Raw genomic sequence first — 25,639 nt, 5'->3', positions numbered from 1 at the left:
ACGCCCGTAGAATCGACTCTTTACGCAGTTATACGTTGGGGTGTGCGCCAGTTCGCTTTCGCGGCGAAAAAACGCGCGTCGGCGTTTCATAATGAAACGTTGTCGCTATGATGATGTTCCATAATGGAACAAAAATCGCGAGGCTCGCCAGGCGGGCGGCGGGCGCTCATAGTCGAAGCACAACAACAAGCCGGCGAGAAGTCGGCGTGTCATCACCTGATATCTGAACGTTACCATCGCCAACTCCCTACAAGGATCCGGTTATGTTGAGAATCATCCAGTCACCAGGCAAATATATTCAGGGCGCCAATGCGCTGGCCGCCGTCGGCGAATACGCTAAATCCCTTGCCGATCATTACTTCGTGATCGCCGACGACTTCGTGATGCAGCTGGCGGGCGACACCCTGATGGGCAGCCTGCAGCAGCACGGTGTGAAACATCACGCGGCCCGCTTCAACGGCGAATGCTGCCGCAAAGAGATAGACCGGCTCGGCCATGAGCTGCAGGCCCACGGCTGCCGCGGGGTGATCGGCGTCGGCGGCGGTAAGACGCTCGACACTGCCAAGGCCGTGGCGCACTACCAACAGTTGCCGGTGGTGCTCATTCCCACCATCGCTTCCACCGATGCGCCGACCAGCGCGCTGTCGGTTCTCTACACCGAACAGGGCGAATTCGCCGAATACCTGATTTACCCGCGCAACCCAGACATGGTGGTGATGGACAGCACCATCATCGCCAAAGCGCCGGTGCGCCTGCTGGTGGCCGGCATGGGCGACGCGCTCTCCACCTATTTCGAAGCTCAGGCCTGTTTCGATGCTCAGGCCACCAGCATGGCCGGCGGCAAATCGACGCTGGCGGCGCTCAGCCTGGCGCGGTTGTGTTATGACACGCTGCTGGCGGAAGGGGTAAAAGCCAAACTGGCGGTCGAGGCCGGCGTGGTGACGGAAGCGGTGGAACGCATCATTGAGGCCAATACCTATCTGAGCGGCATCGGTTTCGAGAGCAGCGGGTTGGCGGCGGCGCATGCCATTCACAACGGTTTTACCGTTCTGGAAGAGTGCCACCACCTGTATCACGGCGAGAAAGTGGCGTTCGGCACCCTGGCGCAGCTGGTGCTGCAGAACAGCCCTATGGCGCAGATTGAAACCGTGCTGGCGTTTTGTCATGGCATCGGCTTGCCGATCACGTTGGCGCAGATGGGCGTCACCGGCGATGCGACGGCGAAGATCATGGCGGTGGCTGAGGCCAGCTGCGCCCCAGGCGAAACCATTCACAACATGCCGTTCAAAGTCACCCCCGCGGGCGTGCAGGCGGCGATCCTGACGGCGGATAGGTTGGGTGCCGCCTGGTTGCAGCGTCATTGATACCGTTGGGGCGCTGTGTGCCGCGCCCCTGTTCTCTTAAAGAGGAAACCATCGTGAAAAAACTGATTAATCAGGTTGAGTCGGTGTTGGAAGAGCAGTTGCAGGGGCTGGCGGAGGCGCATCCCGAGCTGCTGGTGCACGCGGATCCGGTGTTTGTGACCCGCGCCGACGCGCCGGTGGCGGGCAAGGTGGCCATCCTGTCCGGCGGCGGTAGCGGCCACGAGCCGATGCACTGTGGCTTCGTTGGCGAAGGGATGCTCGACGGCGCGTGTCCGGGCGAGATTTTCACCTCGCCGACGCCGGATAAAATGTACGAGTGCGGCCAGGCGATCGACGGGGGTGCCGGGGTGCTGCTGCTGATCAAGAACTATACCGGCGATGTGCTTAACTTCGAAACCGCCACCGAGCTGTTGCACGACAGCGGCGTTGCGGTGGCGACGGTGCTGGTGGATGACGACGTGGCGGTCAAAGACAGCCTGTTTACCGCCGGGCGGCGCGGAGTAGCCAACACCGTGCTGATGGAGAAACTGCTGGGCGCCGCCGCGGCGCGCGGCGACGATCTGGACAGCGTGGTGACGTTAGGGCATCGCATCAACAACCACGGGCATTCAATCGGCATCGCGCTGGGGGCTTGCACTGTGCCGGCCGCCGGCAAGCCGTCGTTCACCCTGGCAGAGAACGAAATGGAATTCGGCGTGGGCATTCACGGCGAGCCGGGCATTGCGCGTCGCCCGTTCACCACGCTCAACGCGGCGGTGGATGACATGTTCCATACGTTGATTGACCACGGCCACTATCAGCGCACGATCCGCGTCTGGGATCGTCAGCAGGGCGAGTGGCGCGATGAAATGCAGACCAAGCAGCCGCTGACGCGCGGCGATCGGGTGATCGCGCTGGTCAACAACCTGGGCGCTACGCCGCTGTCCGAGCTGTATGGCGTGTATCATCGGTTGGTGGAGCGCTGTGCCGAGGCGGGCATCATCATTGAACGCAATCTGGTGGGCTCTTATTGCACTTCGCTCGATATGCAGGGCGTGTCCATCACGCTATTGAACGTGGACGATGAGCTGTTGTCCTTGTGGGATGCGCCGGTGAAAACGCCTGCGCTGCGTTGGGGTTGCTGAGGAGGAATCATGGCGTTGACCAAACAACAGGTTGTCGATTGGCTGATGCGTTGCGGCGAGGTATTCAGCCGGGAGCGCGATTTTCTGACGCAGTTGGACACCGAGATCGGCGATGCTGACCACGGTTTGAACATGAATCGCGGTTTCAACAAGGTGGTGGAAAAGCTGCCGTCGGTGGCGGACAAAGATATCGGCTTCATTCTGAAAAACACCGGCATGACGCTGCTGTCGAGCGTGGGCGGCGCCAGCGGTCCGCTGTTCGGCACCTTCTTCATCCGCGCGGCACAGGCGGCGAACGCCAAGCAAAGCCTGGACTTGGCGGAGCTGCATCAGATGATGCAGGAGGGGGTTGAAGGCGTGGTGATGCGCGGTAAGGCGGAGCCGGGCGACAAGACCATGTGCGACGTCTGGTGGCCGGTGGTGGAAAGCCTCGGTCAGTCCGCGCAGCAGAATCTGAGCGTGTCGGAGGCACTGCAGCGCGCCGCCGGCAGCGCCGAACGGGCGGTGGAGAACACCATTACCATGCAGGCACGCAAGGGGCGGGCCAGTTACCTGGGTGAGCGCAGCATCGGCCACCAGGATCCCGGCGCCACTTCGGTGATGCTGATGATGAAAACGCTGGCCGAGGTCGCCGGTAGTTAGCTGTAGCAGGAGGCGAGATGATTAATATCGTGGTGGTTTCGCACAGTGCGTTGCTGGCGCGCGGCGTTGAGCAGTTGGCGCGGCAGATGATGCGCGGCGACGGCTGTAAACTGGCGCTGGCGGCGGGTGTGGATGACGAGAAACACCCGATCGGCACCGACGCGGTCAAAGTGATGGAGGCGATCGAAGCGGTTGCCGACGGCGATGGCGTTCTGGTGCTGATGGATCTGGGCAGCGCGCTGCTCAGCGCGGAAACCGCGCTCGATCTGTTGGACCCGGACTTGGCCGCCAAAGTGCGGCTGTGTGCGGCGCCGCTGGTCGAAGGCACGCTGGCGGCGGTAGTCGCCGCCAACTCCGGCGCTTCGCTGGAGCAGGTGGTGGCGGAGGCGCAGGGTGCGCTGCAGGCTAAACAGGCGCAGCTGGGCGAGGCCACATCTACGGCGAAAAGCGCGGCTTTGCCGCTGGCGCAGGGCAAAAGCGTAACCTGGACGGTGCAAAACCCGCATGGGCTGCATGCGCGCCCAGCTGCGCGGTTAGTTGAGACGTTAGCGCCGTTCAAGGCCGAATTGGTACTGGAAAAGCAGGGGCAGTGCGTCGATCCGCGCAGCCTCAATCAGCTGGCGCTGCTGCAGGTGCGCCACGGTGACACCATTCGCCTGATCGCCGATGGCGCGCAGGCGGACGAAGCGCTGGCGGCGTTCAAAGCGTTGGCGGAACAACACTTCGGTGAAACGGTTTCCGAGCGGCAGCAGCCTTCGCTGCATGGCATTCCGGTGGCGGAAAGCGTTACCAGCGGGCCGCTGTTTCAGGCCCACAGCTTCTGGCCGCCAACCGCCGATCGACGGATTGGTGCGGACGAGGTGCTGGGCGAACAGCAGCGCCTGAGGGAGGCACTACAACACACGCTGAGCGATCTGAACCGGCTGGCGGAACGCACCGGCACGCTGATCGGCAAGCCACAGGCGGCGATCTTCGGCGCCCACAGTATGCTGCTGGACGATCCGGATCTGCAGCAGGCGGCTTACACCCGCATCGCGCAGCAGTTGTGCAGCGCCGAACAGGCCTGGCGGCAGGTGTTGGAGGCGATCGCCGAAGAGTACCGCGAGCTGGATGACGACTATATGCGGGCACGCGAACTGGACGTGCGCGACATGCTGCGCCGTACGCTGTGCCATCTGCAGGGGCTGCCGCTGCCGGCCATCGCGTTGGCAGAGCCGTCGATACTGGTGATGGACGAGCTGATGCCTTCAGAGGTGGTGATGCTCGACAGGCGGCTGGTGCTCGGCATCTGCCTCAGCGGTGGTAATGCCCTGTCGCACAGCGCCATTCTGGCGAAGGCGATGGGCATTCCGATGGTGGTCGGCATGCAGGATTGCCTGAGCAAAACCCGCAGCGGGCAGAAGGCGATGCTGGACGCTGCGCGCGGAGTATTGCAGCTCAGCCACTAGGCGTTCAGGCGCGCAGCTTGAACTGGCGGATGTCGATCCCATGCTGTTTGATCTTCCGCCAGAGGGTGGTACGGCCGATGCCCAGCAACTGCGCCATCTCCGTCAGCTGACCTCGGCTGACGGTCGCCGCGCGGAGGATCGCCTGGCGCTCCATCTCCGTCAGCGTCAACAGCGGCGCGCCGGGCTGCGGATCGCTCTCCAGCAGCGATGGCTGGCCGAGCAGGTGTGCCGGCAAATCTGCTAACTGGATGTGGTGGCCGTGGCAGATCATCGCCGCGCGCTCCACCACCCCTTTCAGTTCCAAATCGTTGCCCGGCCACAGGTAGAGCACCAGCTGGGCCATCACTTCGTCATCCACCCGAAAGCGACACTGAAAATGCTGCTCCAGCGTGCGCAGATGGTGTTTGACCAGCAGCGGAATATCGCTCAGCCGCTGGCGCAGCGGCGGGATCTGGATCTCGAAGGCTTGCAGGCTGTAAAACAGCTGGCGGCGGAAGCGGTTTTGCTGCACCAGCAGCGGCAGATCGGCGGCGCTGCCGGCGATCACCCGCACATTGACCGGGATCACCCGGCTGGAATTGAGGCGGATCACCACGCCGGTTTTCAGCACCTGCAGCAACGCCGACTGCATCTCCGCCGGCAGGTATTCGATCTGTTCGAGGTACAGCGTACCGCCGTTGGCCAATTCGAATTTGCTCAGCTGGCCGGCCTCTTCTTCGCTGGCGTCGCTGCCCAGCAGTTCACGTAGCCCCTGCGCCTGCGGCAACAGCTGGCAGTTGAGGGCGATATACGGCCCGGCGGCGCGTTCACCGGCGTTGTGGATAGCCTGGCTGAGCCGCTCTTTGCCAACGCCTTCTTCCCCGCGCAGCAGGATTGGATGCTGGCCCTTGGCCGCCTGTTGCCCGTAACGGATCAGCCGCCGCATTTCCAGCGAGGCGGAGGGCATTTGCTCGAAGCTGTGGCTGACGCGTCCCAGCTGGCTGCTGACATACTGGCGTAGCCGCTCGATCGGGTGCAGCAGGGCGATGAAACTGCAGCGATCGCCGTCGAAAATCGGCTTTAACGTCAGCAAGGCGGCAATAAATTGCCGCTGGCTTTCGAAGGTGACTTCGACGTGCTGCAGCGGTTGGCGCTCGGCGATGGCGCGTTTGAGCAGGGCGGGAAGCGTCAGCAGTTGCGCCAGCGGCTTGCCTTGGCTCTGCTGTTCGTCCAGCTTCAGCAGGTCGGCGGCGCGCTGGTTGATGTATTGCAGGTAGCCGCGGTGATCCCAGGCCATAACGCCGTCGTCCACACCGTCCAGCAGGCCGTAAAGCTGATTCAGATGGCGGTTGGATTCCGCCAGCAGACTGTCGGCGTTCAGCGAATTGCCGATTTCGCGGGCGATGGCCAGCGTCAGCGACAGATCGCCGGCGGCGCAGTCGGCCAGCAGGCAGCCCAGCGCGATTGAACCGCGCTGTCGGCCGCTGTTGTCGTAGACCGGCGTGGCGCAGAACGACCAGCCGTGCAGCGCCCGGCGCACATGCTCCTCACCGCTCACCCGTACCGGATGGCCCTCCGCCGCCGCCAGCGCCGGGGCGTTGGTGCCGATCTGCCCCTCGGCCCAGTAAGCGCCGGGGGCGAATCCCAATGACTGCAAAAGCTCCCAGGTCTTGGTGTCGCCGCAGCGCCACAGCATGCAGCCGCTCTCGTCGAGGATCATCAACAGGCAACGACGCGGCTCCATGTATTCGCAGGCATCTTCCAGCGCCGCCTGGCCGAGCGTCAACAGGTCGTTCTTGCGGCGGCAAATCGATTCGAAGGTGGCGCCCTGAGCGCGGTGCGGCGTTTGCCAAACGTCTGGCTGCATCAGGCTGCGGCAGCGCAGCCAGGAGGCGTAAACCGCCTGTGTCGGGCGCTGCGGCGGCGGCAGTTCGCCGTCGATAATCAGACGCTGCCAGCGTGAATCGTTGTCCATCGAACCTCATCCAGACTGCGAAAACGAGAGTGACGATGATACCACCTGGGGCAGCGGCGGCTGTGAGGCGGCGGGCAGAAGTGCGGAAATCGGCGCAAAAAAACGGGGTACGGCGCAGGCCGGACCCCGTGTTAATCAACGCGCGCGCATCAGTTGCGGAATGGGTTGCCGCTGTTGCGTGCTGGTTGGCTGACGGCCGGTGCCGCAGCCCGTGTGGCGCTAGGTGCCGGCGCGGCGACCTGTTGCATCGGCGCGTTGTCCTGATAACCGTCTGCGTAGGCGTCCTGAGAGCGGTTCTGCGGCGCGACGGCGTCAGGTGCGGTCGACACCGGTTTGCCCAGTGCGCCGTTCAGCGTCAGCAGATCGTTCTGGTTCAGCGTGCCGAGCGCCGACTTGATGTTCAGCTGGTTGATCAGGTAGGTATAACGCGCGCTGGAAAGCTGCTGCTTGGCGTTATACAGGGTACTGGTGGCGTTCAGCACGTCGACGATGGTGCGGGTACCGACCTGATAACCGGCTTCCATCGCATCCAGCGAGCTCTGCGCGGAGATCACCGCCTGTTTGTAGGCGTTAATGCTGCTGATCGAGGCGTTGACGTTGTTGAACGACGAACGCACGGTCTGCACCACGCCGCGGTGGGCGCTTTCCAGCTGCTCGCTGGCGCCGACGAAGCCGTACTGCGCCTGTTCCACCTGCGAGTTGGTTGCGCCGCCGCTGTACAGCGGCAGGCTGATCGAAACGCCCACCTGGTTTTGGCCTACATCAGAGTTTTTGAAGGCGTTTGGACTCAGGGTGTCGTGAGTGGCGGAACCGTTGTAACGGGTATTGGTGAGCCCGGTCGACGCATTCAGGTTGACCGTTGGCATATAGCCGGTCTGCGCAGAGCGGATCTGCTCGCGCGCCAGATCCTGGCTCAGACGGGCGGACAGCAGGCTCAGGTTGCGCGCTTCCGCCTCTTTCAGCAGGTTGTTCACCGCTTCCGGGCGCTGGGTATTGAAGCGATCGGTATTCAGCGAGGCCAGCTCCGGATAGAAGGTGCCGGTGATCTGGCGCAGCGCTTCCAGCGCGTTGTCCAGGTTGTTGCGGGCGGTGACTTCGGCCGCCAGCACGGTATCGTAGGCGGAACGGGCGTTCTGCACGTCGGTGATCGCCACCAGGCCTACGTTGAAGCGTTGGGTGGTTTGATCCAGCGTGCGGTAAACCGCTTGTTTGTTCGCCTGGGTATAAGAGAGCGTGTCAATGGCGCTCAGCACGTTGAAATAGGCGGTGGCGGTGTTGAGGATCAGCTGCTGTTCCGCGGTCTGGAAGGTCACGTCGGAGATGCCGGCGGTCTTTTCCTGCAGCGTCAGCGCACGCCATTTCGACATGTCGAAGATGGTTTGGGTCAGGCCGAGCGAAGCGCTGGTGACATTGCTGTTGATGCCGTTGTTGTCGCGATAGCCGTTATTGTAGTTGTAACCGGCGCTCAGGCCGAGCTGCGGCAGCAGCGGGCTGCGCGCTTCATTGATCTTTTCGAATGCGGCGTCGCGGTCAGCAGCACTTTTGCGCAGATCCGGGTTACTTTCCCTGGCCTGTTTGTAGACCTGCAGCAGGTTCTCTGCCTGGCTCATTGCACTGAAGCCGCCCAGGCTCAGTCCGATAAGAAGGGGGAGCAGTTTCTTCATTTGCATTCCTTGTTGTGCAGCAATATTGCTATGTTAGCGCTGACGATAGACGAAATAGTTGCCGATTCTAGCAGAGTCTGCGGTACGCATCAGGTGGCTGAATGTGCCATCTCACGTAACTTTTACCTTTCAGACCGCTCATTTACCTTGGCGAACTGCCCGGGTCGGCTGCAGCTGATATTATGGCTGACAATCCGGATTGTTTCCCACTATTACATGTGAGCGCACAAACGTGCCGCATCCGGCGGCGAAAAACAGCCTAACATAAAGCCGCGGCGGAGAGTCCCGCTGTTTCTGTCATCAAAACCGTTTATTTTATCGGCATACTACGCAGGAGAATTCGCATATGAACCGTTCGCAGCCGTCACCCGTCACTTTCGATAAAAAAGATGTAGAAATTATTGCACGCGAGACGCTGTACCGTGGTTTTTTTTCACTCAATTTATACCGGTTTCGCCATCGCTTATTCAATGGTGAAATGAGTCCTGAAATCACGCGTGAAATTTTCGAGCGCGGCCATGCGGCGGTGCTGCTGCCTTACGATCCGGTGCGCGACGAAGTGGTGCTGATTGAACAACTGCGCATCGCCGCGGTCGATACCAGTAATTCGCCCTGGCTGCTGGAAATGGTGGCGGGTATGATCGAAACCGGCGAAAGCGTTGAAGACGTATGCCGCCGTGAAGCGCAGGAAGAGGCCGGCGTGGTGGTCGGGCGCTGCAAACCGGTGCTGAGCTACCTGGCCAGCCCGGGCGGCACCAGCGAACGTCTGTCGATCATGGTCGGCGAGGTGGACGCCGGCACCGCCGAAGGCATCCATGGCCTGGCGGAAGAACATGAAGATATCCGCGTCCACGTGGTCAGCCGCGAGCAGGCTTACCGCTGGGTGGAGGAGGGCGCGATCGATAACGCCGCATCAGTGATTGCATTGCAATGGCTGGCGTTGCACCATGAATCGTTGAGAAAAGAGTGGGCCAACTAATGAAACAGCGCTATACCCCTGATTTCCCCGAAATGATGAGATTGTGCGAAACCAACTTCGCGCAATTGCGCCGCTTGCTGCCGCGCAACGACGAAGCGGGCGAAACGGTGACTTATCAGGTGAACGGCGCCGGCTATCGTTTGACCATTGTTGAGTCCACGCGTTACACGTCGCTGGTGGAGATCGAGCAGATCTTTCCGGCGGTCAGCTACTGGAGCCTGCCCGCGATGACGGTGCGGTTATACCATGACGCCATGGTTGCGGAAGTGTGTTCCAGTCAGCAGATCTACCGCTTTAAAGCGCGTTATGATTATCCTAATAAAAAGTTGCATCAACGCGACGAAAAGCATCAAATTAACCAGTTTCTTGCTGATTGGCTGCGCTACTGTTTGGCGCATGGAGCGATGGCGGTTCCGGTTTGTTAGACAGACTGAAATAACAAAGGACACCATTTGGAAAGCCTGTTTAAACTGCCCGTGGCGAGTGGGGCCACGGTCAGGATTCTACAAATAACAGATACCCACCTTTTTGCCGGCGAACACGAGACGTTGCTCGGCATCAATACCTATCGCAGCTATCACGCAGTGCTGGACGCCATCCAGGCGCAGCGCCGCGATGTCGATTTGATCGTCGCCACGGGAGATTTGGCGCAGGATCATTCGCAGGAGGCGTACCGCCACTTCGCCGCCGGCATTGCGCAACTGCCTGCCCCTTGCGTGTGGCTGCCGGGCAACCACGATTTCCAACCGGCGATGGTCGACGCGTTGGCCGCCGCCGGTATCGCGCCTTCCAAACAGGTGTTGCTGGGCGACAGCTGGCAGGTGCTGATGTTGGACAGCCAGGTGTTCGGCGTACCGCACGGCGAATTGAGCGAATACCAGCTCGAGTGGATGGAGCGCTGCCTGCAGGCTCACCCCGAACGCTATACGCTGTTGCTGCTGCACCACCATCCGCTGCCTTCGGGCTGTACCTGGCTCGATCAGCACAGCCTGCGCAACCCGCATATGCTGGGTGCGATCCTGCTGCGTTATCCGAAAGTGAATACCGTGGTGTGCGGGCACATTCACCAGGACCTGGATCTGGAATGGCAGGGCCGGCGCCTGTTGGCGACGCCGTCCACCTGCGTGCAATTCAAACCGCACTGCACTAACTTTACCATCGACGACGTCTCACCCGGTTGGCGTTACCTCGATCTGTTGCCGGATGGCCGCGTCGAGACGCAGGTGTTCCGTCTGGAAAACGACGATTTCCGCCCCGATATGGACTCGGATGGATACTGATGCCTTCGACACTGCTCTATCTGCACGGTTTCAACAGCTCGCCGCAGTCGGCCAAGGCGGTGGCCTTCAAGGCTTGGCTGGCCGAGCATCATCCCGATATCGAGATGCTGGTACCACAGCTGCCGGCTTTCCCGGCGGAGGCCGCCGAGATGCTGGAGAATATGGTGTTGGAACGCGCCGGCCAAACGCTCGGACTGGTAGGTTCGTCGCTGGGCGGCTATTACGCCACCTGGCTGTCGCAATGCTTCTCGCTGCCGGCGGTGGTGGTCAACCCGGCGGTCAAGCCGTTTGAGCTGTTGGTCGACTATCTCGGCGCCAACGAGAACCCCTACACCGGCCAGCAATATGTGTTAGAGTCTCGTCACGTTTACGATCTGAAAGTGATGCAGATCGATCCCTTGGAGTCGCCGGATTTAATCTGGCTGCTGCAGCAAACGGGCGATGAAATTCTCGATTACGGCCAGGCAGTGGCGTATTACACCGCGTGTCGGCAAACGGTGGAGTCGGGTGGAAACCACGCCTTCGTCGGTTTCGAGCACTACTTCCCCCAGATTGTGGATTTTTTAGGGCTAAACGCGGTCTGACGGACCGTTCCGGCACCTCCCTTTAACCACGAAAAAATAATCAACGATGACTCAATCCAGCTATAACGCTGATGCCATTGAAGTACTCAGCGGTCTAGAACCAGTGCGCCGTCGTCCCGGCATGTATACCGACACGACGCGCCCAAACCACCTCGGCCAAGAGGTGATCGATAACAGCGTCGACGAAGCGTTGGCCGGTCACGCCAAGCGTATCGACGTGATTCTGCACGCCGATCAGTCGCTGGAAGTGATCGACGACGGCCGCGGCATGCCGGTGGACATCCACCCGGAAGAAGGCGTGCCGGCGGTTGAGTTGATCCTGTGCCGGCTGCATGCCGGCGGTAAGTTCTCGAATAAAAACTACCAGTTCTCCGGTGGCTTGCACGGCGTGGGGATCTCGGTGGTCAACGCCCTGTCGAAGCGGGTGGAAGTCAACGTGCGCCGCGACGGCAACGTCTACGGCATCGCTTTCGAAAACGGCGATAAGGTGCAAGATCTGACGGTGACCGGCACCTGCGGCAAACGCAACACCGGCACCAGCGTGCACTTCTGGCCGGACGAACAGTTCTTCGACAGCCCGCGCTTCTCGGTATCGCGCCTCACTCACCTGTTGAAAGCCAAAGCGGTGCTGTGCCCCGGCGTCGAGATCTATTTCATCGACAAGGTGAACAACACCGAACAGCGCTGGTGCTACCAGGACGGCCTGACCGACTACCTGATGGAAGCGGTTAACGGTTTGATTACCCTGCCGGAAGCGCCGTTCGTCGGCAATTTCGCCGGCGACACCGAAGCGGTGGACTGGGCGTTGCTGTGGCTGCCGGAAGGCGGTGAGCTGCTGACCGAAAGCTACGTCAACCTGATCCCGACCATGCAAGGCGGCACCCACGTCAACGGTCTGCGTCAGGGCTTGCTGGATGCGATGCGCGAGTTCTGCGAATTTCGCAATATTCTGCCGCGCGGCGTGAAGCTGTCGGCGGAAGATATCTGGGATCGCTGCGCTTACGTGCTGTCGGTGAAGATGCAGGATCCGCAGTTCGCCGGGCAGACCAAAGAGCGTCTCTCCTCGCGCCAATGCGCGGCCTTCGTTTCCGGCGTGGTGAAAGACGCTTTCAGCCTGTGGCTGAACCAGAACGTTCAGGCGGCGGAACAGCTGGCCGAGCTGGCGATCTCCAGCGCCCAGCGCCGTTTGCGCGCCGCCAAGAAAGTGGTGCGCAAGAAGCTGACCAGCGGGCCGGCGTTGCCGGGCAAGCTGGCGGACTGCACCTCGCAGGATCTGGCCATGACCGAACTGTTCCTGGTGGAAGGGGACTCGGCGGGCGGATCGGCCAAGCAGGCGCGCGATCGTGAATATCAGGCGATCATGCCGCTGAAGGGCAAGATCCTGAATACCTGGGAAGTCTCCTCCGACGAAGTTCTCGCCTCGCAGGAAGTGCACGACATTTCCGTGGCGATCGGCATCGATCCGGACAGCGAAGATCTCAGCCAGCTGCGCTACGGCAAAATCTGCATCCTGGCGGATGCGGACTCCGACGGCTTGCATATCGCCACGCTGCTGTGCGCGCTGTTCGTGCGCCACTTCCGTTCGCTGGTGAAAGGCGGCCATGTGTATGTCGCCATGCCGCCGCTGTACCGCATCGATCTCGGTAAAGAGGTGTTCTACGCGCTGGATGAAGAAGAGAAAGCCGGCGTGCTGGAACAGCTGAAGCGCAAGAAGGGCAAGCCGAACGTACAGCGCTTTAAAGGGCTGGGCGAGATGAACCCGCTGCAGCTGCGCGAAACCACCCTCGATCCGAACACCCGCCGTCTGGTGCAACTGACGGTGGCAGAGGATGACGTCGATCAGACGCTGGCGGTGATGGACATGCTGTTGGCCAAGAAGCGTTCGGAAGACCGCCGCAACTGGCTGCAAGACAAAGGTGACATGGCCGAATTGGCGGTCTGAGCCTGACCCTGGCCCGGTGAAACGCCGGGCCTGCTTTCCCGCAGGGCGTTGCATGCGGCGCCCGTCAACCTGGGGCGAACCGCGTGAAGATCACCCTCGAAGAGCTGCTGGCGTTCATTGCGGTGGTCGACAGCGGTTCGGTCACCGCCGCCGCCGATCGGCTCGGCCAAACCACCTCCGGCGTCAGCCGCGCACTCAGCCGCTTGGAAACGAAGCTCGACGCTACGCTACTGCGCCGCACCACGCGCCGCCTGAGCCTGACCGAAGAAGGGCAGAGCTTCCTGGCGCCTGCGCGCGAAATACTGCGTTCGGTGGATCAGGCCGAAGAGCTGATGGCGTTGCGGCGACAACAGCCCGCCGGTCGGCTGCGGGTTAACGCAGCCGCCCCCTTCATGGCGCACGTGCTGGTACCGATGGTGGCGGAATTCCGCCGCCGTTATCCGCAGATCGAGCTGGAGCTGGACACCGACGATCGCAATATCGACCTGCTGGAGAAACGCGCCGACATCGCGATCCGCATCGGCGCGCTGCGTGACTCCACGCTCCATGCGCGCCTGCTGGGCAACAGCCGATTGCGCATCCTCGCCAGCCCGGACTACCTGCAACGGCATGGTGAACCGCGCTGCGCGGAAGATCTGCATCGCCATTGCCTGTTGGGGTTTACCTACCCGGAATCGCTGAATCAGTGGCCGCTGCGTCATCGGCAGGCGCGGCATTTCGCCATCGAACCGACGATCTCGGCCTCCAGCGGGGAGACGCTGCGTGAATTGGCGCTGCGCGGGGCGGGCATTGTGCAGCTGGCGGACTTTATGACCCGACGCGATCGCGAAGCGGGCAGGCTGGTGCCGCTGTTGGTGCGGGAGACACTGGACGTGCGTCAGCCGATCAATGCGGTGTATTACCACAACGCTCAACTGACGGCGCGCCTCACCTGTTTTCTCGACTACGTCAGCGCCCGCCTTGAGGGAGAACCGCCAGAGGCCGCAGAGGGCCACTGAAGGGATTACAGCGCGTTTTCCAGCACGTAGAGTTCGGTGCCCAGTACGTATTCCTTGATGGTCTCGCGGTGCTTGAGCATATGGTCGATCTGCAGGTGTTTTTCCAAATGCGCCTGGCTTTGCCATTTTTCCAGCATAAACACCGAATCCGGCGAACGTTTCTGCCAGGGCGCCTGCGTGCGGCTGTCTATCATCGGCGTGTATTCGCCGCAGCCTTCTTCCGCCAGCACCAACGGCATCAATTTTTCAATGGCTTGTAACACGGTGGCGCGGTGGCCGGGTTTAACTTTGATTTCTGCGATTACGGTGATCATCATTACCTCGTTGGCTAAGCCCTTTTCTGTCAGTTAAGCAAAAACTGCCGCCAGATGCTCGCGATAACGTGCGATATCCGTTTCGATATCCGGTTGTTTTATCACGTCATTACAGATAAAGGTCGGCAAGGCTTCCATCCCCAGGAACTGGTTGGCCTTGTGGAAGTGCAGGTAGACACCGTCAACGCCGACGCCGTGGAAGAACTGATCGGGATCGGTAAAAGCTTCCAGCGGGGCGTTCCAGGTCAGGCTCAGCAGGTATTTTTTCCCCTGTATCAGGCCGCCGGAGCCGTACTTCTTGCCGGCGTCGGAGCGGGTGCGTCCATCGCTGGCGTACAGGCTGCCGTGGCCGGCGGTGAACACTTCATCGATGTATTTTTTCAGGATCCAGGGTTCGCCCATCCACCAACCCGGCATCTGATAGATGATCGCGTCGGCCCATAGGTATTTCTGCACCTCGGCGTCAATGTCATAGCCGTCGTCGACCACCGTGACCTGAACCTCGTGCTGCAGATCGCGCAGGAAGCTTTCCGCCACGTCGCTCAGGGTTTGATTGAGTTCGCCGTTGGAATGGCCGAATTGCTTTTTAGCGTTGATAATCAGGATATTGCTCATCTTTTGCGGCTCCCGTCAGAGTTAAGATGGATGCCGTTTTACGCTGAGGTGCGCAAAAACAGCTTGCTGAGCGAGAGTGTAATCGCTGACTAAGCAAGTAAAAACGTGACGGCAGGCACAACAGTGTTGACTCTTAATCAACAATCTCGGTGGAATTTTGCCTAAACCCCCTGATGGCAGCGGCTTCGGCCGGCGATCCTTGCGCCAACTGTGACAGCTACCCCGCAGATGGGTTACTATCGCGGGCAGAATCGACAAGCGATGCCTTATTGTCGTCCAGGGATTGCCAAGCCACGGTCTGAGGATAATTGAGTAATGAGTGATCTGACTCATGATGGTGTAGAGCGTTTACCGCTGCACACATTCACTGAAAACGCCTATCTGAACTATTCCATGTACGTCATCATGGATCGGGCGTTGCCGTATATTGGCGACGGCTTGAAGCCGGTACAACGCCGTATCATCTACGCCATGTCTGAGCTGGGGCTGAACAACAGCGCCAAATTCAAGAAATCCGCCCGTACCGTGGGCGACGTGCTGGGTAAATATCACCCGCATGGCGACAGCGCATGCTATGAAGCCATGGTGCTGATGGCGCAGCCGTTCTCGTATCGCTACCCGCTGGTGGACGGCCAGGGGAACTGGGGCGCGCCGGACGATCCCAAATCATTCGCGGCGATGCGTTATACCGAATCGCGCTTGTCCAAATACGCCGAAGTGCTGCTGGCGGAGCTGGGTCAGGGGACCGTCGACTGGATCCCGAACTTTGACGGCACGCTGCAAGAGCCGAAAATGTTGCCGGCGCGCCTGCCGAACATCCTGCTGAACGGGACCACCGGCATCGCCGTCGGCATGGCGACCGACATTCCGCCGCACAACGTGCGCGAAGTCGCCGCCGCTGCGGTGGCGCTACTCGACAAACCGGGGGCTTCGCTCGATGACCTGCTCGAATTCGTGCAGGGGCCGGATTTCCCGACTGAAGCCGAGATCATCACCCCGCGCGATGAAATCCGCAAAATTTACCAGAACGGCCGCGGCTCGGTACGCATGCGCGCCGTGTGGAAAAAAGAAGACGGCAGTGCGGTGATCACCGCCTTGCCGCATCAGGTCTCCGGCGCCAAGGTGCTGGAGCAGATCGCCAGCCAGATGCGCGCCAAGAAGCTGCCGATGGTCGAGGATCTGCGCGATGAATCCGACCACGAGAACCCGACGCGTCTGGTGATCGTGCCGCGCTCCAACCGCATCGATCTGGAGCAGGTGATGAACCACCTGTTCGCCACCACCGATCTGGAACGCAGCTACCGCATCAATATGAACATGATCGGTCTGGACAACCGCCCGCAGGTGAAAGGGCTGGTGGAGATCCTTACCGAATGGCTGGCCTACCGCCGCGATACGGTGCGCCGTCGCCTGAACTACCGCCTCGAGAAAGTGCTGAAACGCCTGCATATCCTTGAAGGTTTGCTGGTGGCGTTCCTCAATATCGACGAAGTGATCCACATCATTCGCAGCGAGGATGAACCTAAGCCGGTGCTGATGCAGCGTTTCGGCATCTCCGATACTCAGGCGGAAGCGATCCTCGAGCTGAAACTGCGCCACCTGGCCAAGCTGGAAGAGGTCAAGATCCGCGGTGAGCAGGATGAGCTGGCGAAAGAGCGCGATCAGCTGCAGGCGCTGCTGGCGTCCGAGCGCAAGCTGAACACGCTGATTAAGAAAGAGATCCAGGCCGATGCGCAGACCTACGGCGACGACCGCCGTTCGCCGCTGACCGAGCGCGCGGAAGCCAAGGCGATGAGCGAGCACGACTTCGTGCCGTCCGAACCGGTGACCATCGTGCTGTCGGAAATGGGCTGGGTGCGCAGCGCGAAGGGCCACGACATCGATCCGGCCGGTCTGAGCTACAAGGCCGGCGACAGCTTCCGCGGTGCTGCTCGCGGCAAGAGCAACCAGCCGGTGGTATTCATCGACTCCACCGGGCGCAGCTATGCGCTCGATCCGATGACGCTGCCTTCGGCGCGTGGGCAGGGCGAGCCGCTGACCGGCAAGTTGACGCCGCCGCCGGGCGCCACCATTGAGCAGGTGCTGATGGCGGCCGACGATCAGAAGCTGCTGATGGCTTCTGATGCCGGCTACGGCTTCGTCTGCACCTTTAACGATCTGGTGGCGCGCAACCGCGCCGGTAAGGTGATGATCACGCTGCCGGACAACGCCAGAGCGCTGCCGCCGATGGAAATTCACGGCGCCGACGATATGCTGCTGTCGATCACCGCCGCCGGGCGCATGTTGATGTTCCCGGTCGCCGATCTGCCGCAGCTGTCGAAGGGCAAAGGCAACAAGATCGTCTCCATTCCGGCGGCGCAGGCCGCAGCCGGTGAAGACAAGCTGGCCTGGCTGTTCGTGCTGCCGCCGCAGGCGTCCGTCACGCTGCACGTCGGCAAACGCAAGCTGACGCTGCGTCCGGAAGATCTGCAGAAATTCCGCGCGGAGCGCGGCCGTAAAGGGACCCAGCTGCCGCGCGGCCTGCAGCGCATCGATCGCGTCGAAGTGGATACGCCGGTGCGGGCGTCGGGCGGCGACAGCGAAGAGTAAGCGTTGACGCCAGCGTTAATGGGCGGTTGCAGCATGCTGCGGCCGCCTTATTTATTTTTGCTGGCGTTTATTTTCCAAATAGTTAACATTTCTGCGCATAAAATTATTGTGCGTATTGCCGCCTGGCGGGAAAATAGCGAGAAAGGCAGGCGACATCGGCGTGCTTTTCGCCTTGCCGGCAAATAATGAGTAAAGGAATCTGCGCAGCGAAGTAAACTGCGTTGGCAGTGTGCTAATGAGGTTGTTATGTTATTGATTTTGCGTGCCGTTCTCGCCACTCTTTTCTGTATTCTGGTGTGTATTTTCGGTTCTGTTTATTGCTTGTTCAGCCCGCGCAACCCCCGTCATGTGGCGACCTTCGGCCATCTTTTCGGCCGCCTGTCGACGTTGTTCGGCATCAAGGTTGAAACCCGCGTGCCGGCCGATGCGGCCAACAATGGCAACTGCATTTATATCGCCAACCACCAAAATAACTACGACATGGTGACGGCCTCCAATATTGTGCAGCCGCGCACCGTGACCGTCGGTAAAAAAAGTCTGGTATGGATCCCGTTTTTCGGCCCGCTGTATTGGCTGACCGGTAATCTGCTGATAGATCGTGATAATCGCGCCAAGGCGCACGGCACCATCGCTCAGGTGGCGGAGCAGTTCAAAAAGAAAGACATTTCGATCTGGATGTTCCCGGAAGGGACCCGCAGCCGCGGCCGCGGACTGATGCCGTTTAAAACCGGCGCGTTCCACGCGGCGATCGCCGCCGGGGTGCCGATTGTGCCGATCTGCGTATCGACGACCAGCGGTAATATAAATCTTAATCGCTGGAATAACGGTCATGTGATTGTCGAGATGTTGGCGCCGGTGGATACCAGCAAATACGGCAAAGAAAACGTGCGTGAGCTGGCAGCCCATTGCCGCGCGCTGATGGAGGCGAAGATCGCCGAATTGGACGCCGAAGTCGCTCAGCGCAACGCCGCCAAAAAATAAGAGTCTACCGGCTTCAAAGAATACGTTTTTAATTGGCGTTCAGCGCCGTTAACGCCTGAGCGCCTGCTAATCTTGATTGGCGGGCGTTTGGGTTTTGCACACGGTTTAGTTATTGCTTTTCATGGAGAAAATATGTCACTCAGTCGACGTCAGTTTTTACAGGCATCGGGCCTGGCGCTGTGCGCGAGCGCCGTGCCGCTGAGGGCAGAGGCGAGCGGAACGCAGACCCCATTACCCATTCCCCCATTGCTGGAGTCTCGCCGCGGTCAGCCGCTGTTTCTGACCCTGCAGCGCGCCCACTGGGCGTTTATGGATAACCGCAAAGCGGCGGTGTGGGGCATCAACGGCATGTATTTGGGGCCGACGGTGCGGGTTTACAGCGGTGACGACGTCAAACTGATCTACAGCAACCGCCTGCAGGAACCGGTGGCGATGACCGTCAGCGGTTTGCAGGTGCCGGGCACGCTGATGGGCGGTGCGCCGCGCATGATGTCGCCTAACGTCGATTGGTCGCCGGTGCTGCCTATTCGTCAGGCGGCGGCTACCTGCTGGTACCACGCCAACACGCCGAACCGCATGGCGCCGCACGTTTACAACGGGCTGGCCGGGCTGTGGCTGGTGGAAGATGCCGTCAGCAAAGCGCTGCCGCTGCCCAACCACTACGGCGTCGACGATTTCCCACTGATCATTCAGGATAAGCGCTTCGATAACTTCGGCACGCCGCAATACGATGCGCCGTCGCAGGGCGGCTTCGTCGGCGATACGCTGTTGGTCAACGGCGTGCAAAACCCGTATGTCGAAGTGTCACGCGGCTGGGTGCGCTTGCGCCTGCTTAACGCCTCTAACGCGCGCCGCTATACCCTGCAGCTCAGCGACGGGCGGCCGTTCAACGTGATCGCCAGCGATCAGGGCTTCCTGCCTGCGCCGGTCGCGGTGCAGCAGCTGTCGCTGGCGCCGGGCGAACGCCGGGAAGTGCTGATCGACATGTCGAAGGGCGATGAGGTGACCATCACCGCCGGTGAAGCGGCGGGCATTATGGATCGCCTGCGCGGCCTGTTCGAGCCGTCGAGCATTCTGGTGTCCACCCAGGTGCTGACGCTGCGCCCGACCGGCCTGCTGCCGCTGGTGACCGACAACCTGCCGATGCGCCTGCTGGCGGATCAGCTGTTGGACGGCAGCGCCAGCCGTACCCGCGATTTCCGCCTGGGTGACGGCGGCGTTGGCATCAACGGCGCGATTTGGGACATGAACCGCATCGACGTGCAGGCGCAGCAAGGCACCTGGGAACGCTGGAACATTCATGCGGATACGCCGCAGTCGTTCCATATTCAGGGCGTGCAGTTCCTGATCAAACGCGTCAACGGCGCGCAGCCGATGGCGGAAGATCGCGGCTGGAAGGACACCGTCTGGGTTGATGGCGACGTCGAACTGCTGGTGTATTTCAACCAACCTACCTCCGAACACTTCCCGTTCCTGTATTACAGCCAGACGCTGGAGATGGCCGATCGCGGTACCGCCGGCCAGCTGATGGTGCAGCCGACGATGTAATCTGCGCTGCGGGCCGCTTACGGCGTCCGCAGCATCTCCAGGAAGGCCAGCACGACCGGCGTGACGCTGTCGGTGCGGTAAACCGCATACAGATCCGCCGGTGGCGCCTGCTGCAGCGAGCAAAAGCGTACGCCGGGCCACGGAATGCGGCCGTAGCTGTCCGGCAGCAGCGTAATGCCGCAGCCTTCCGCCACCAGCGCCAGCAAGGTTTGCGGCTCGTTGACCTGATAAGCGACGTCCGGCAAGAATCCCTGCTGCAGACACAGATTGTGCAGATACAACCCGAGGCTGGCCTCATGTGGCGGCAGCACGATGAAGCTGTCGTTTTGCAGCGCCGCCAGCGGGATGTTTTCCTGCTGCGCCAGCGGATGATCGAGCGGCAGCACCACGGCGATGCTTTCGCACGCCAACCGTTGGCAGGTCAACCCCGGCAGCGTCTGTTGCTGCGCCTCTCGCCAGACCCCGATGTCGATATGCCGCTTTTGCAGCGCGGCGATTTGCTGGCTGGGCGTCAGCTCGTTCAACGACCAGGTGACGCCGGCGCTTTGCTCGCTGAACCGCCGCAGCGCCGCGATCAGGCCGCCCCAGGCCGAGGTGCCGACCATGCCGACCACCATGTGGCCGCCTTCGCCGCGCCCCATCTGTTGCACCTGATGCAGCGCGCTGTCGGCCTGATCCAGCAGCCGCTCGACGTTGCGCAGCAGCGTGCGGCCGGCCGGCGTCAGCGTCATGGAGCGGGTGGTGCGTTTGAACAGCACCACCCCGAGCTGACTCTCCAGCTCCTTGATGTGTTTGCTGAGCGGCGGCTGTGACATATTCAGCCGTCGCGCCGCCTGGGTGAAGTTCATCTCTTCCGCCACCACGCGGAAATAGTGCAGCAGGCGGAAGTTAATCCGGCCGGGATCGGGCAGGGCATGGGGCTGGTTCATCCGGGGTATTGCCTCCTTGTGACGCAGCTCAACTTATAGATAAATGGAATAAATCGGCCGCCAAGAATGTATTGGTCTCGGCCGCGCCTCGCTCTCTACTATGGGGACTATTGTCCCCCGCTGAAAGAGAGAATACGATGTTTAATCAAGAAGATGCTTTTACCTGCGCCGATGTTGTCCGCGCACGCCTGCCGGGTTTCCAGCCGAAAGCGGCCTTGATTCTCGGCTCCGGACTCGGCGCCCTGGCGGAGGTGATGACCGAAGCTGTCACCATCGACTACGCGGAGCTGCCGGGCTTCCCGGTGAGCGGCGTCGCCGGTCATGCCGGGCAACTGGTCGCCGGCAAACTGGAAGGCGTACCGGTATTGTGCATGAAAGGGCGCGGTCATTTCTATGAAGGGCGCGGCATGCAGGTGATGACCACCGCGGTGCGCACCTTCAAACTGCTGGGCTGCGAATTCCTGCTGGCGACCAACGCCGCCGGTTCGCTGCGCCGCTCGGTAGCGCCGGGCAGCCTGGTGGCCATTACCGACCACATCAACTTCATGCCGGAATCACCGCTGGTCGGCGCCAACGATGAGCGCTTCGGGCCGCGCTTTTTCAGCCTGGCGAACGCCTACGATCGCGATCTGCGTGCCCAGTTGGCGGCGGTGGCCGAAAGCGCGGGCATCCCGCTGGCAGAAGGGGTATTCGCCGCTTACACCGGGCCGAATTTCGAAACGCCGGCGGAGATCCGCATGATGCAGACCCTGGGCTGTGACGTGGTGGGGATGTCGATCGTGCCGGAAGTCCTGACGGCGCGCCACTGCGGCCTCAAGGTGCTGGTGGTGTCCGCGATGACCAACTATGCCGAAGGGCTGTCGGATACGCCGCTGTCCCATGAACAAACGCTCAGCTGCGCGGCGCTGGCGGCGGACGATTTCATGCGCCTGATCCGCGAGCTGTTCAAGACGCTGTAAGACCGCGAGCAAACCGGCGGCGGGCTGCAGGGGGCCTGCCGCACCAATCATCGTTGCAAGCATAATAACAAGGTGATGACGATGGCGATAAAAACGCGATTGAAGGTAATGATTTTCTTGCAGTTCTTTATTTGGGGCGCCTGGCTGGTCACGTTGGGCTCCTACATGATCAACACGCTGCATTTCAGCGGCATGCAGGTGGGGATGGTCTACAGCGCGAAAGGCATCGCTGCGCTGATCATGCCGGGGCTGGCGGGCATCATTGCCGATCGTTGGATGAAGGCCAACTACCTGTATGCGCTTTTCCACCTGCTCGGGGCGCTGGCGCTGTACTGCGCGGCGCAGGTTGAGCAACCGATGCTGATGTTCTGGGTGATGTTGTTCAACGCCATGGTCTATATGCCGACCATCGCACTCTCCAACGCCATTTCCTATTTTTGCCTCGAGAAGCACGGTTTTGATACGGTGAAGGATTTTCCACCGGTGCGGGTGTACGGCACGGTGGGGTTCATTCTGGCGATGTGGCTGGTCGGCTTCAGCCAAATCGAGCTCAGCAATCTGCAGCTGTACTTGGCTTCTGCGGCGTCACTGCTGTTGTCCGCTTATTCGTTGACGCTGCCACGCTGTCCGACCAACCGCGCGGCCGAGTCGAAGAGCTGGGTAAGCGTGCTGGGGCTGGATGCGCTGGTGCTGTTCCGCCAACGGCGCATGGCGCTGTTTTTCCTGTTCGCCATGTTGCTTGGCGCGGCGCTGCAGATAACCAATACCTTCGGCAACCCGTTCCTGCACGATCTGTCGCTCAATCCGTTGTACCAGGACAGCCTCAGCGTCCGCTATCCGGCGGTGCTGCTGTCGCTGTCGCAGATCTCCGAAGTGTTCTTTATCCTTACGATTCCCTTTTTCCTACGCCGTTACGGCATCAAGCAGGTGATGTTGATCAGTATGGCGGCCTGGACGCTGCGTTTCCTGTTCCTGGCTTACGGCACGCCGGTCGGCTTTGGCTTCGTTCTGCTGCTGCTGTCGATGATCGTCTACGGCTGCGCGTTCGACTTCTTCAACATCTCTGGCGCCATCTTCGTCGAGAAAGAGGCCGATCACCGCATTCGCGCCAGCGCGCAGGGGCTGTTCATGACTATGGTCAACGGTCTGGGTGCTTATTTTGGGGCGCTTGCCAGCGGCGAGGTGGTGGACTTCTTCAGCCATGACGGCGTGAAAGACTGGCAGAGCATCTGGCTGGTGTTTGCGCTGTATACGCTGGTGCTGGGGATCGTGTTCGCGTTGAGCTTCAACTATCGCCACCAACCGCAGGAGGGCGCGGTGGCGGCGCAGTAAGGCAGAGGGCGCAGCCAGGCTGCGCCCTGAAACGTCAGGCTTGAGGGAAGCGCTGTTGCAACTGCTGCCAGTCCGGCGGATTGGCGGCCCCGAGGCTGGCCACTACGCAGGCGGCGACTCGGTTGGCCAGATCGACTGCCTGCGGCAGCGGCCAGCCGGCGGACAGAGCCGCCAGCAAACCGGCGCAGTGGGCATCGCCTGCGCCGATGGTATCGACGACGTCTACCGGATAGGCGGGAACGTGCAGCGGCGGCGTGCGGCCGTCGCAGATCCACGCGCCGTCGCGATCCAGGCGGCAGATCAGCGTCAGATTACGGGCGGAGGCATAGCGCTGCGCGGCCTCCACGGCGTCGCCGGCGCCGCACAGCGCGGCCACTTCGTCGCGGTTGAGCGTCAATAGGGTATGGCTGTCGCTGAGCATGGCGAAGAAATCTTCGCTGAGCTGAGCGATGCGCGGGCCGGGATCGATCAGGCGCGGTTGGTCGAACGGCATGCGCGTCAGCCACTCGCGCAGCGCTTCGCCGCTTTCACCCGCCAGTTCGTAGCCGCTGGCGTAGATCAGGGTGTGCTCCGTCAGCGGCAGCGTCGCCAGCTGCGCTTTATTCCATTGGCTTTCGCAGCCGGAAACCGTGATGAAGGTGCGTTCGCCGTTCGGTTCCACCAGCGCCAGGCACCAGCCGTTGTCCATCTGGCCGTGGCGCAACAGCACCTCCAGCCCCAGCTCGCCCATGGCGGCTTCGACAGCCGCGCCCCATTCGCCGTTGCCAACCGGCATGCCGTTAATCACCGGCGTTTCCAGGCGCACCAGCGCGCGCGCCACGTTGAACGCGCAGCCGCCGATTTGCCGCTCCTGCGGCTGGGCTTCGATATCTTCGCCGCTGGTCGGCAGGCGCGGCAGCGTCATCACCAGATCGCCGACCGCGCCTCCAATAACCAGGACAGGTGTTACAGCTTCCCACTCACTCATTGATGTTCTCTGCGTTGGGTCAGATACAGACCGTAAGCGATCAGACTAACCGCAAACGACACAAACAGCCCCAGGCTGGAATCGGCGAACAAGCCTTTGGCCAGCGGGCCGTCGATAAAACCGGTTTTGGTGACCAGCAGGCCGCACAGGGCGCCGAGGAACCAGCAGAACAGCGGGGCTTTGCGCACGCCGCGGTTCTGGCCATGCAGGCCGTACAAAGCGTTGCCATCATACCCGTGGCGGCGGCGCAGGCACAGGTAATCGAGCAGGAAAATCGCCTCCCAGGCCGCCAGGAACACCCCGCAGAACACCAGGAAGGAGATGAACGGCCCCATGAAATCGCCGGAGATGAACAGCACATACAGGGCGATGCCCAGTACCACGACCGCGTCGATCGACACCGCCAACCACTGTTTGACCTGCACGCCGATGGTCAGCAGGTTAAGGCTGGCGGAATACAGGCTGAGCACCGCGATGGTGACGATGCCGGCGGTGGCGGCCAGCAGATAAGGGATCGCCATCCAGGCGGGCAGCACTGAGCCTATCAGCGCGATGGGGTTGGCAGCGCTGGCCAGATTGGGCAGTTGTACGGAAAGCAGAATGCCGGCCAGCATCAGCAACATCAGCGGCAAGCAGGCGCCGCTCATCACCGCGGCGAAAATGCTTTTGCTCGACGACCTCGGGCTTTGATAGCGGCTGTAATCGGCGCCGGCGATCGCCCAACTGATGCCGGTGCCGGCGGCAATCACCGATACCGCAGGCAGGAAGCCGGTCAACCAGCTGCCGGAAGGCAGCGCCAGCACCTGGCTCCACTCGGTGTTGAACAAGATATAGAGCACCACGATCAGCGTCATGGTGCCGAAGATGCGGCTGAACCAGCTTTGCATCCAGACCACGGTATTTTGCCCCAGCAGGCTGACGACGACCGTGAGGCCGCCGAACAGCAGCAGGCTGAACGCGGTCAGCAGGTGGCTGGTTCCCATCCCGAAGGCCTCAAACAGCGCCGCCAGCGTCAGGGTGCCGGTGATCACGTTGACCGCTTCCCAGCCCATCAGGTTGATCCAACTGAAGAGGGTGGGTGCCACGTTACCCTTCAGGCCGAAAATCACTCGAGAGAGCGTCAGCGTAGAGGTGCGCCCGCGTTTGCCGGCGAAGCTGGTGAGGCCGACCAGAACGAAGCTGGCAACGCCGACCAGCGCGGCGAGTACCGATTGCAGAAATGATAAGCCGAACCCAACGATGATGGCGCCGTACACCACGCCGAGGATACCGATATTGGCCGCCGACCAGATCCAAAACAGTTCGATGGGCTTACCGGTTTGCTCTGCGTCCGGCACCCGGTCGATACCGGTGCTTTCTACCTTCCATGCTTCATTGCGATTGATATCATCGGTCATAGCAAATAATCCCTGTTGCGCAGGGCCGT

23 protein-coding genes are annotated in these 25,639 nt (G+C 61.3%); 16 read left to right on the top strand and 7 right to left on the bottom strand.

Translation table 11 applies throughout. The annotated features are described in order from the left end of the window. The first annotated feature begins 263 nt into the window (after nucleotides 1-263). The 4 genes from EGY12_RS04230 to dhaM are packed head-to-tail and all read left to right on the top strand — an operon-like array spanning nucleotide 264 to nucleotide 4,578. Nucleotides 264-1,364 carry a glycerol dehydrogenase gene (locus EGY12_RS04230; RefSeq protein ID WP_123892675.1) on the top strand — a complete coding sequence of 367 codons (1,101 nt, stop codon included), beginning with the start codon at nucleotides 264-266 and terminating at the stop codon, nucleotides 1,362-1,364. Nucleotides 1,365-1,417: 53 nt separating this feature from the next. Next, nucleotides 1,418-2,488 (top strand): dihydroxyacetone kinase subunit DhaK, encoded by a 1,071-nt coding sequence (dhaK, locus tag EGY12_RS04225; RefSeq protein WP_123892674.1) that lies wholly within the window; start codon nucleotides 1,418-1,420, stop codon nucleotides 2,486-2,488. Between the two features lie 9 nt (nucleotides 2,489-2,497). Continuing rightward, on the top strand, nucleotides 2,498-3,130 hold the full coding sequence (dhaL, locus tag EGY12_RS04220) for a dihydroxyacetone kinase subunit DhaL (protein WP_123892673.1): 633 nt from the start codon (nucleotides 2,498-2,500) through the stop codon (nucleotides 3,128-3,130). 17 nt (nucleotides 3,131-3,147) lie between these two features. After that, entirely contained in the window at nucleotides 3,148-4,578 is a 1,431-nt protein-coding gene (gene dhaM / locus EGY12_RS04215) for a dihydroxyacetone kinase phosphoryl donor subunit DhaM (RefSeq protein WP_123892672.1), read from the top strand. 4 nt (nucleotides 4,579-4,582) lie between these two features. Here dhaM and dhaR read toward each other — a convergent pair whose 3' ends face one another. After that, a complete protein-coding gene (dhaR, locus tag EGY12_RS04210) occupies nucleotides 4,583-6,532 on the bottom strand; it encodes a dihydroxyacetone kinase operon transcriptional regulator DhaR (protein WP_123892671.1) in 1,950 nt (649 codons plus the stop codon). A 149-nt stretch (nucleotides 6,533-6,681) separates the two neighbouring features. Beyond that, complete coding sequence (gene tolC, locus EGY12_RS04205) at nucleotides 6,682-8,196, bottom strand: outer membrane channel protein TolC (protein ID WP_064290544.1); 1,515 nt, start codon at nucleotides 8,194-8,196, stop codon at nucleotides 6,682-6,684. A 346-nt stretch (nucleotides 8,197-8,542) separates the two neighbouring features. Here tolC and nudF point away from each other — a divergent pair, with 346 nt between their 5' ends. The 6 genes from nudF to EGY12_RS04175 all read left to right on the top strand — a co-directional run bounded on the left by nudF (nucleotide 8,543) and on the right by EGY12_RS04175 (nucleotide 13,979). After that, nucleotides 8,543-9,175 carry an ADP-ribose diphosphatase gene (gene nudF, locus EGY12_RS04200; protein ID WP_004937242.1) on the top strand — a complete coding sequence of 211 codons (633 nt, stop codon included), beginning with the start codon at nucleotides 8,543-8,545 and terminating at the stop codon, nucleotides 9,173-9,175. Beyond that, nucleotides 9,175-9,600 (top strand): DUF1249 family protein, encoded by a 426-nt coding sequence (locus EGY12_RS04195; protein ID WP_004937244.1) that lies wholly within the window; start codon nucleotides 9,175-9,177, stop codon nucleotides 9,598-9,600. The genes nudF and EGY12_RS04195 overlap by 1 nt, the downstream gene beginning before the upstream one ends. A gap of 27 nt (nucleotides 9,601-9,627) precedes the next feature. Continuing rightward, a complete protein-coding gene (gene cpdA / locus EGY12_RS04190) occupies nucleotides 9,628-10,455 on the top strand; it encodes a 3',5'-cyclic-AMP phosphodiesterase (protein ID WP_064290545.1) in 828 nt (275 codons plus the stop codon). Continuing rightward, on the top strand, nucleotides 10,455-11,039 hold the full coding sequence (yqiA, locus tag EGY12_RS04185) for an esterase YqiA (protein WP_025304306.1): 585 nt from the start codon (nucleotides 10,455-10,457) through the stop codon (nucleotides 11,037-11,039). The genes cpdA and yqiA overlap by 1 nt, the downstream gene beginning before the upstream one ends. Nucleotides 11,040-11,085: 46 nt before the next feature. After that, nucleotides 11,086-12,981, top strand: coding sequence for a DNA topoisomerase IV subunit B (gene parE / locus EGY12_RS04180; protein ID WP_025304305.1), 1,896 nt, complete (start codon nucleotides 11,086-11,088; stop codon nucleotides 12,979-12,981). An 83-nt stretch (nucleotides 12,982-13,064) separates the two neighbouring features. Further along, entirely contained in the window at nucleotides 13,065-13,979 is a 915-nt protein-coding gene (locus EGY12_RS04175) for a LysR substrate-binding domain-containing protein (RefSeq protein ID WP_123892670.1), read from the top strand. A 5-nt stretch (nucleotides 13,980-13,984) separates the two neighbouring features. Here the strand turns inward: EGY12_RS04175 and EGY12_RS04170 are convergent, their stop codons facing one another. Together EGY12_RS04170 and EGY12_RS04165 are read right to left on the bottom strand one after the other, a co-directional pair. Beyond that, nucleotides 13,985-14,293 (bottom strand): putative quinol monooxygenase, encoded by a 309-nt coding sequence (locus EGY12_RS04170; RefSeq protein ID WP_123895558.1) that lies wholly within the window; start codon nucleotides 14,291-14,293, stop codon nucleotides 13,985-13,987. Between the two features lie 33 nt (nucleotides 14,294-14,326). Next, on the bottom strand, nucleotides 14,327-14,908 hold the full coding sequence (locus tag EGY12_RS04165; RefSeq protein ID WP_123892669.1) for an NAD(P)H-dependent oxidoreductase: 582 nt from the start codon (nucleotides 14,906-14,908) through the stop codon (nucleotides 14,327-14,329). Between the two features lie 315 nt (nucleotides 14,909-15,223). Between EGY12_RS04165 and parC the strand changes: the two genes are divergently transcribed. The 4 genes from parC (at nucleotide 15,224) to ftsP (ending at nucleotide 20,026) form a co-directional block, all read left to right on the top strand. After that, complete coding sequence (gene parC, locus EGY12_RS04160; RefSeq protein WP_123892668.1) at nucleotides 15,224-17,497, top strand: DNA topoisomerase IV subunit A; 2,274 nt, start codon at nucleotides 15,224-15,226, stop codon at nucleotides 17,495-17,497. A 3-nt stretch (nucleotides 17,498-17,500) separates the two neighbouring features. Beyond that, a complete protein-coding gene (locus EGY12_RS04155) occupies nucleotides 17,501-17,683 on the top strand; it encodes a hypothetical protein (RefSeq protein WP_123892667.1) in 183 nt (60 codons plus the stop codon). A gap of 60 nt (nucleotides 17,684-17,743) precedes the next feature. Then, nucleotides 17,744-18,478 carry a 1-acylglycerol-3-phosphate O-acyltransferase gene (locus EGY12_RS04150; RefSeq protein ID WP_049273830.1) on the top strand — a complete coding sequence of 245 codons (735 nt, stop codon included), beginning with the start codon at nucleotides 17,744-17,746 and terminating at the stop codon, nucleotides 18,476-18,478. Nucleotides 18,479-18,610: 132 nt separating this feature from the next. Then, nucleotides 18,611-20,026, top strand: a complete 1,416-nt coding sequence (gene ftsP / locus EGY12_RS04145; protein ID WP_123892666.1) for a cell division protein FtsP — start codon at nucleotides 18,611-18,613, stop codon at nucleotides 20,024-20,026. A 17-nt stretch (nucleotides 20,027-20,043) separates the two neighbouring features. On the opposite strand, the gene EGY12_RS04140 is transcribed toward ftsP, so the two are convergent. Continuing rightward, nucleotides 20,044-20,955, bottom strand: coding sequence for a LysR family transcriptional regulator (locus tag EGY12_RS04140; RefSeq protein WP_123892665.1), 912 nt, complete (start codon nucleotides 20,953-20,955; stop codon nucleotides 20,044-20,046). Between the two features lie 137 nt (nucleotides 20,956-21,092). On the opposite strand from EGY12_RS04140, the gene xapA reads away from it, so the two are divergent. Both xapA and EGY12_RS04130 read left to right on the top strand, forming a co-directional pair. Beyond that, nucleotides 21,093-21,914, top strand: coding sequence for a xanthosine phosphorylase (gene xapA / locus EGY12_RS04135; protein WP_123892664.1), 822 nt, complete (start codon nucleotides 21,093-21,095; stop codon nucleotides 21,912-21,914). Nucleotides 21,915-21,995: 81 nt separating this feature from the next. Beyond that, nucleotides 21,996-23,246 (top strand): nucleoside permease, encoded by a 1,251-nt coding sequence (locus tag EGY12_RS04130; protein ID WP_123892663.1) that lies wholly within the window; start codon nucleotides 21,996-21,998, stop codon nucleotides 23,244-23,246. A gap of 34 nt (nucleotides 23,247-23,280) precedes the next feature. Here the strand turns inward: EGY12_RS04130 and EGY12_RS04125 are convergent, their stop codons facing one another. Both EGY12_RS04125 and EGY12_RS04120 read right to left on the bottom strand, forming a co-directional pair. Next, nucleotides 23,281-24,213, bottom strand: a complete 933-nt coding sequence (locus tag EGY12_RS04125; protein WP_123892662.1) for a PfkB family carbohydrate kinase — start codon at nucleotides 24,211-24,213, stop codon at nucleotides 23,281-23,283. Continuing rightward, nucleotides 24,210-25,610 (bottom strand): cytosine permease, encoded by a 1,401-nt coding sequence (locus tag EGY12_RS04120; protein WP_123892661.1) that lies wholly within the window; start codon nucleotides 25,608-25,610, stop codon nucleotides 24,210-24,212. Before EGY12_RS04120 ends, EGY12_RS04125 begins: the two co-directional genes overlap by 4 nt. Between the last annotated feature and the right edge of the window lie 29 nt (nucleotides 25,611-25,639).

It is taken from the genome of Serratia sp. FDAARGOS_506 (assembly GCF_003812745.1).
GTDB lineage: Bacteria > Pseudomonadota > Gammaproteobacteria > Enterobacterales > Enterobacteriaceae > Serratia.
The sequence above is the reverse complement of the archived record's forward strand: the minus strand, read 5'-3'. Positions and strand labels throughout refer to the sequence as shown.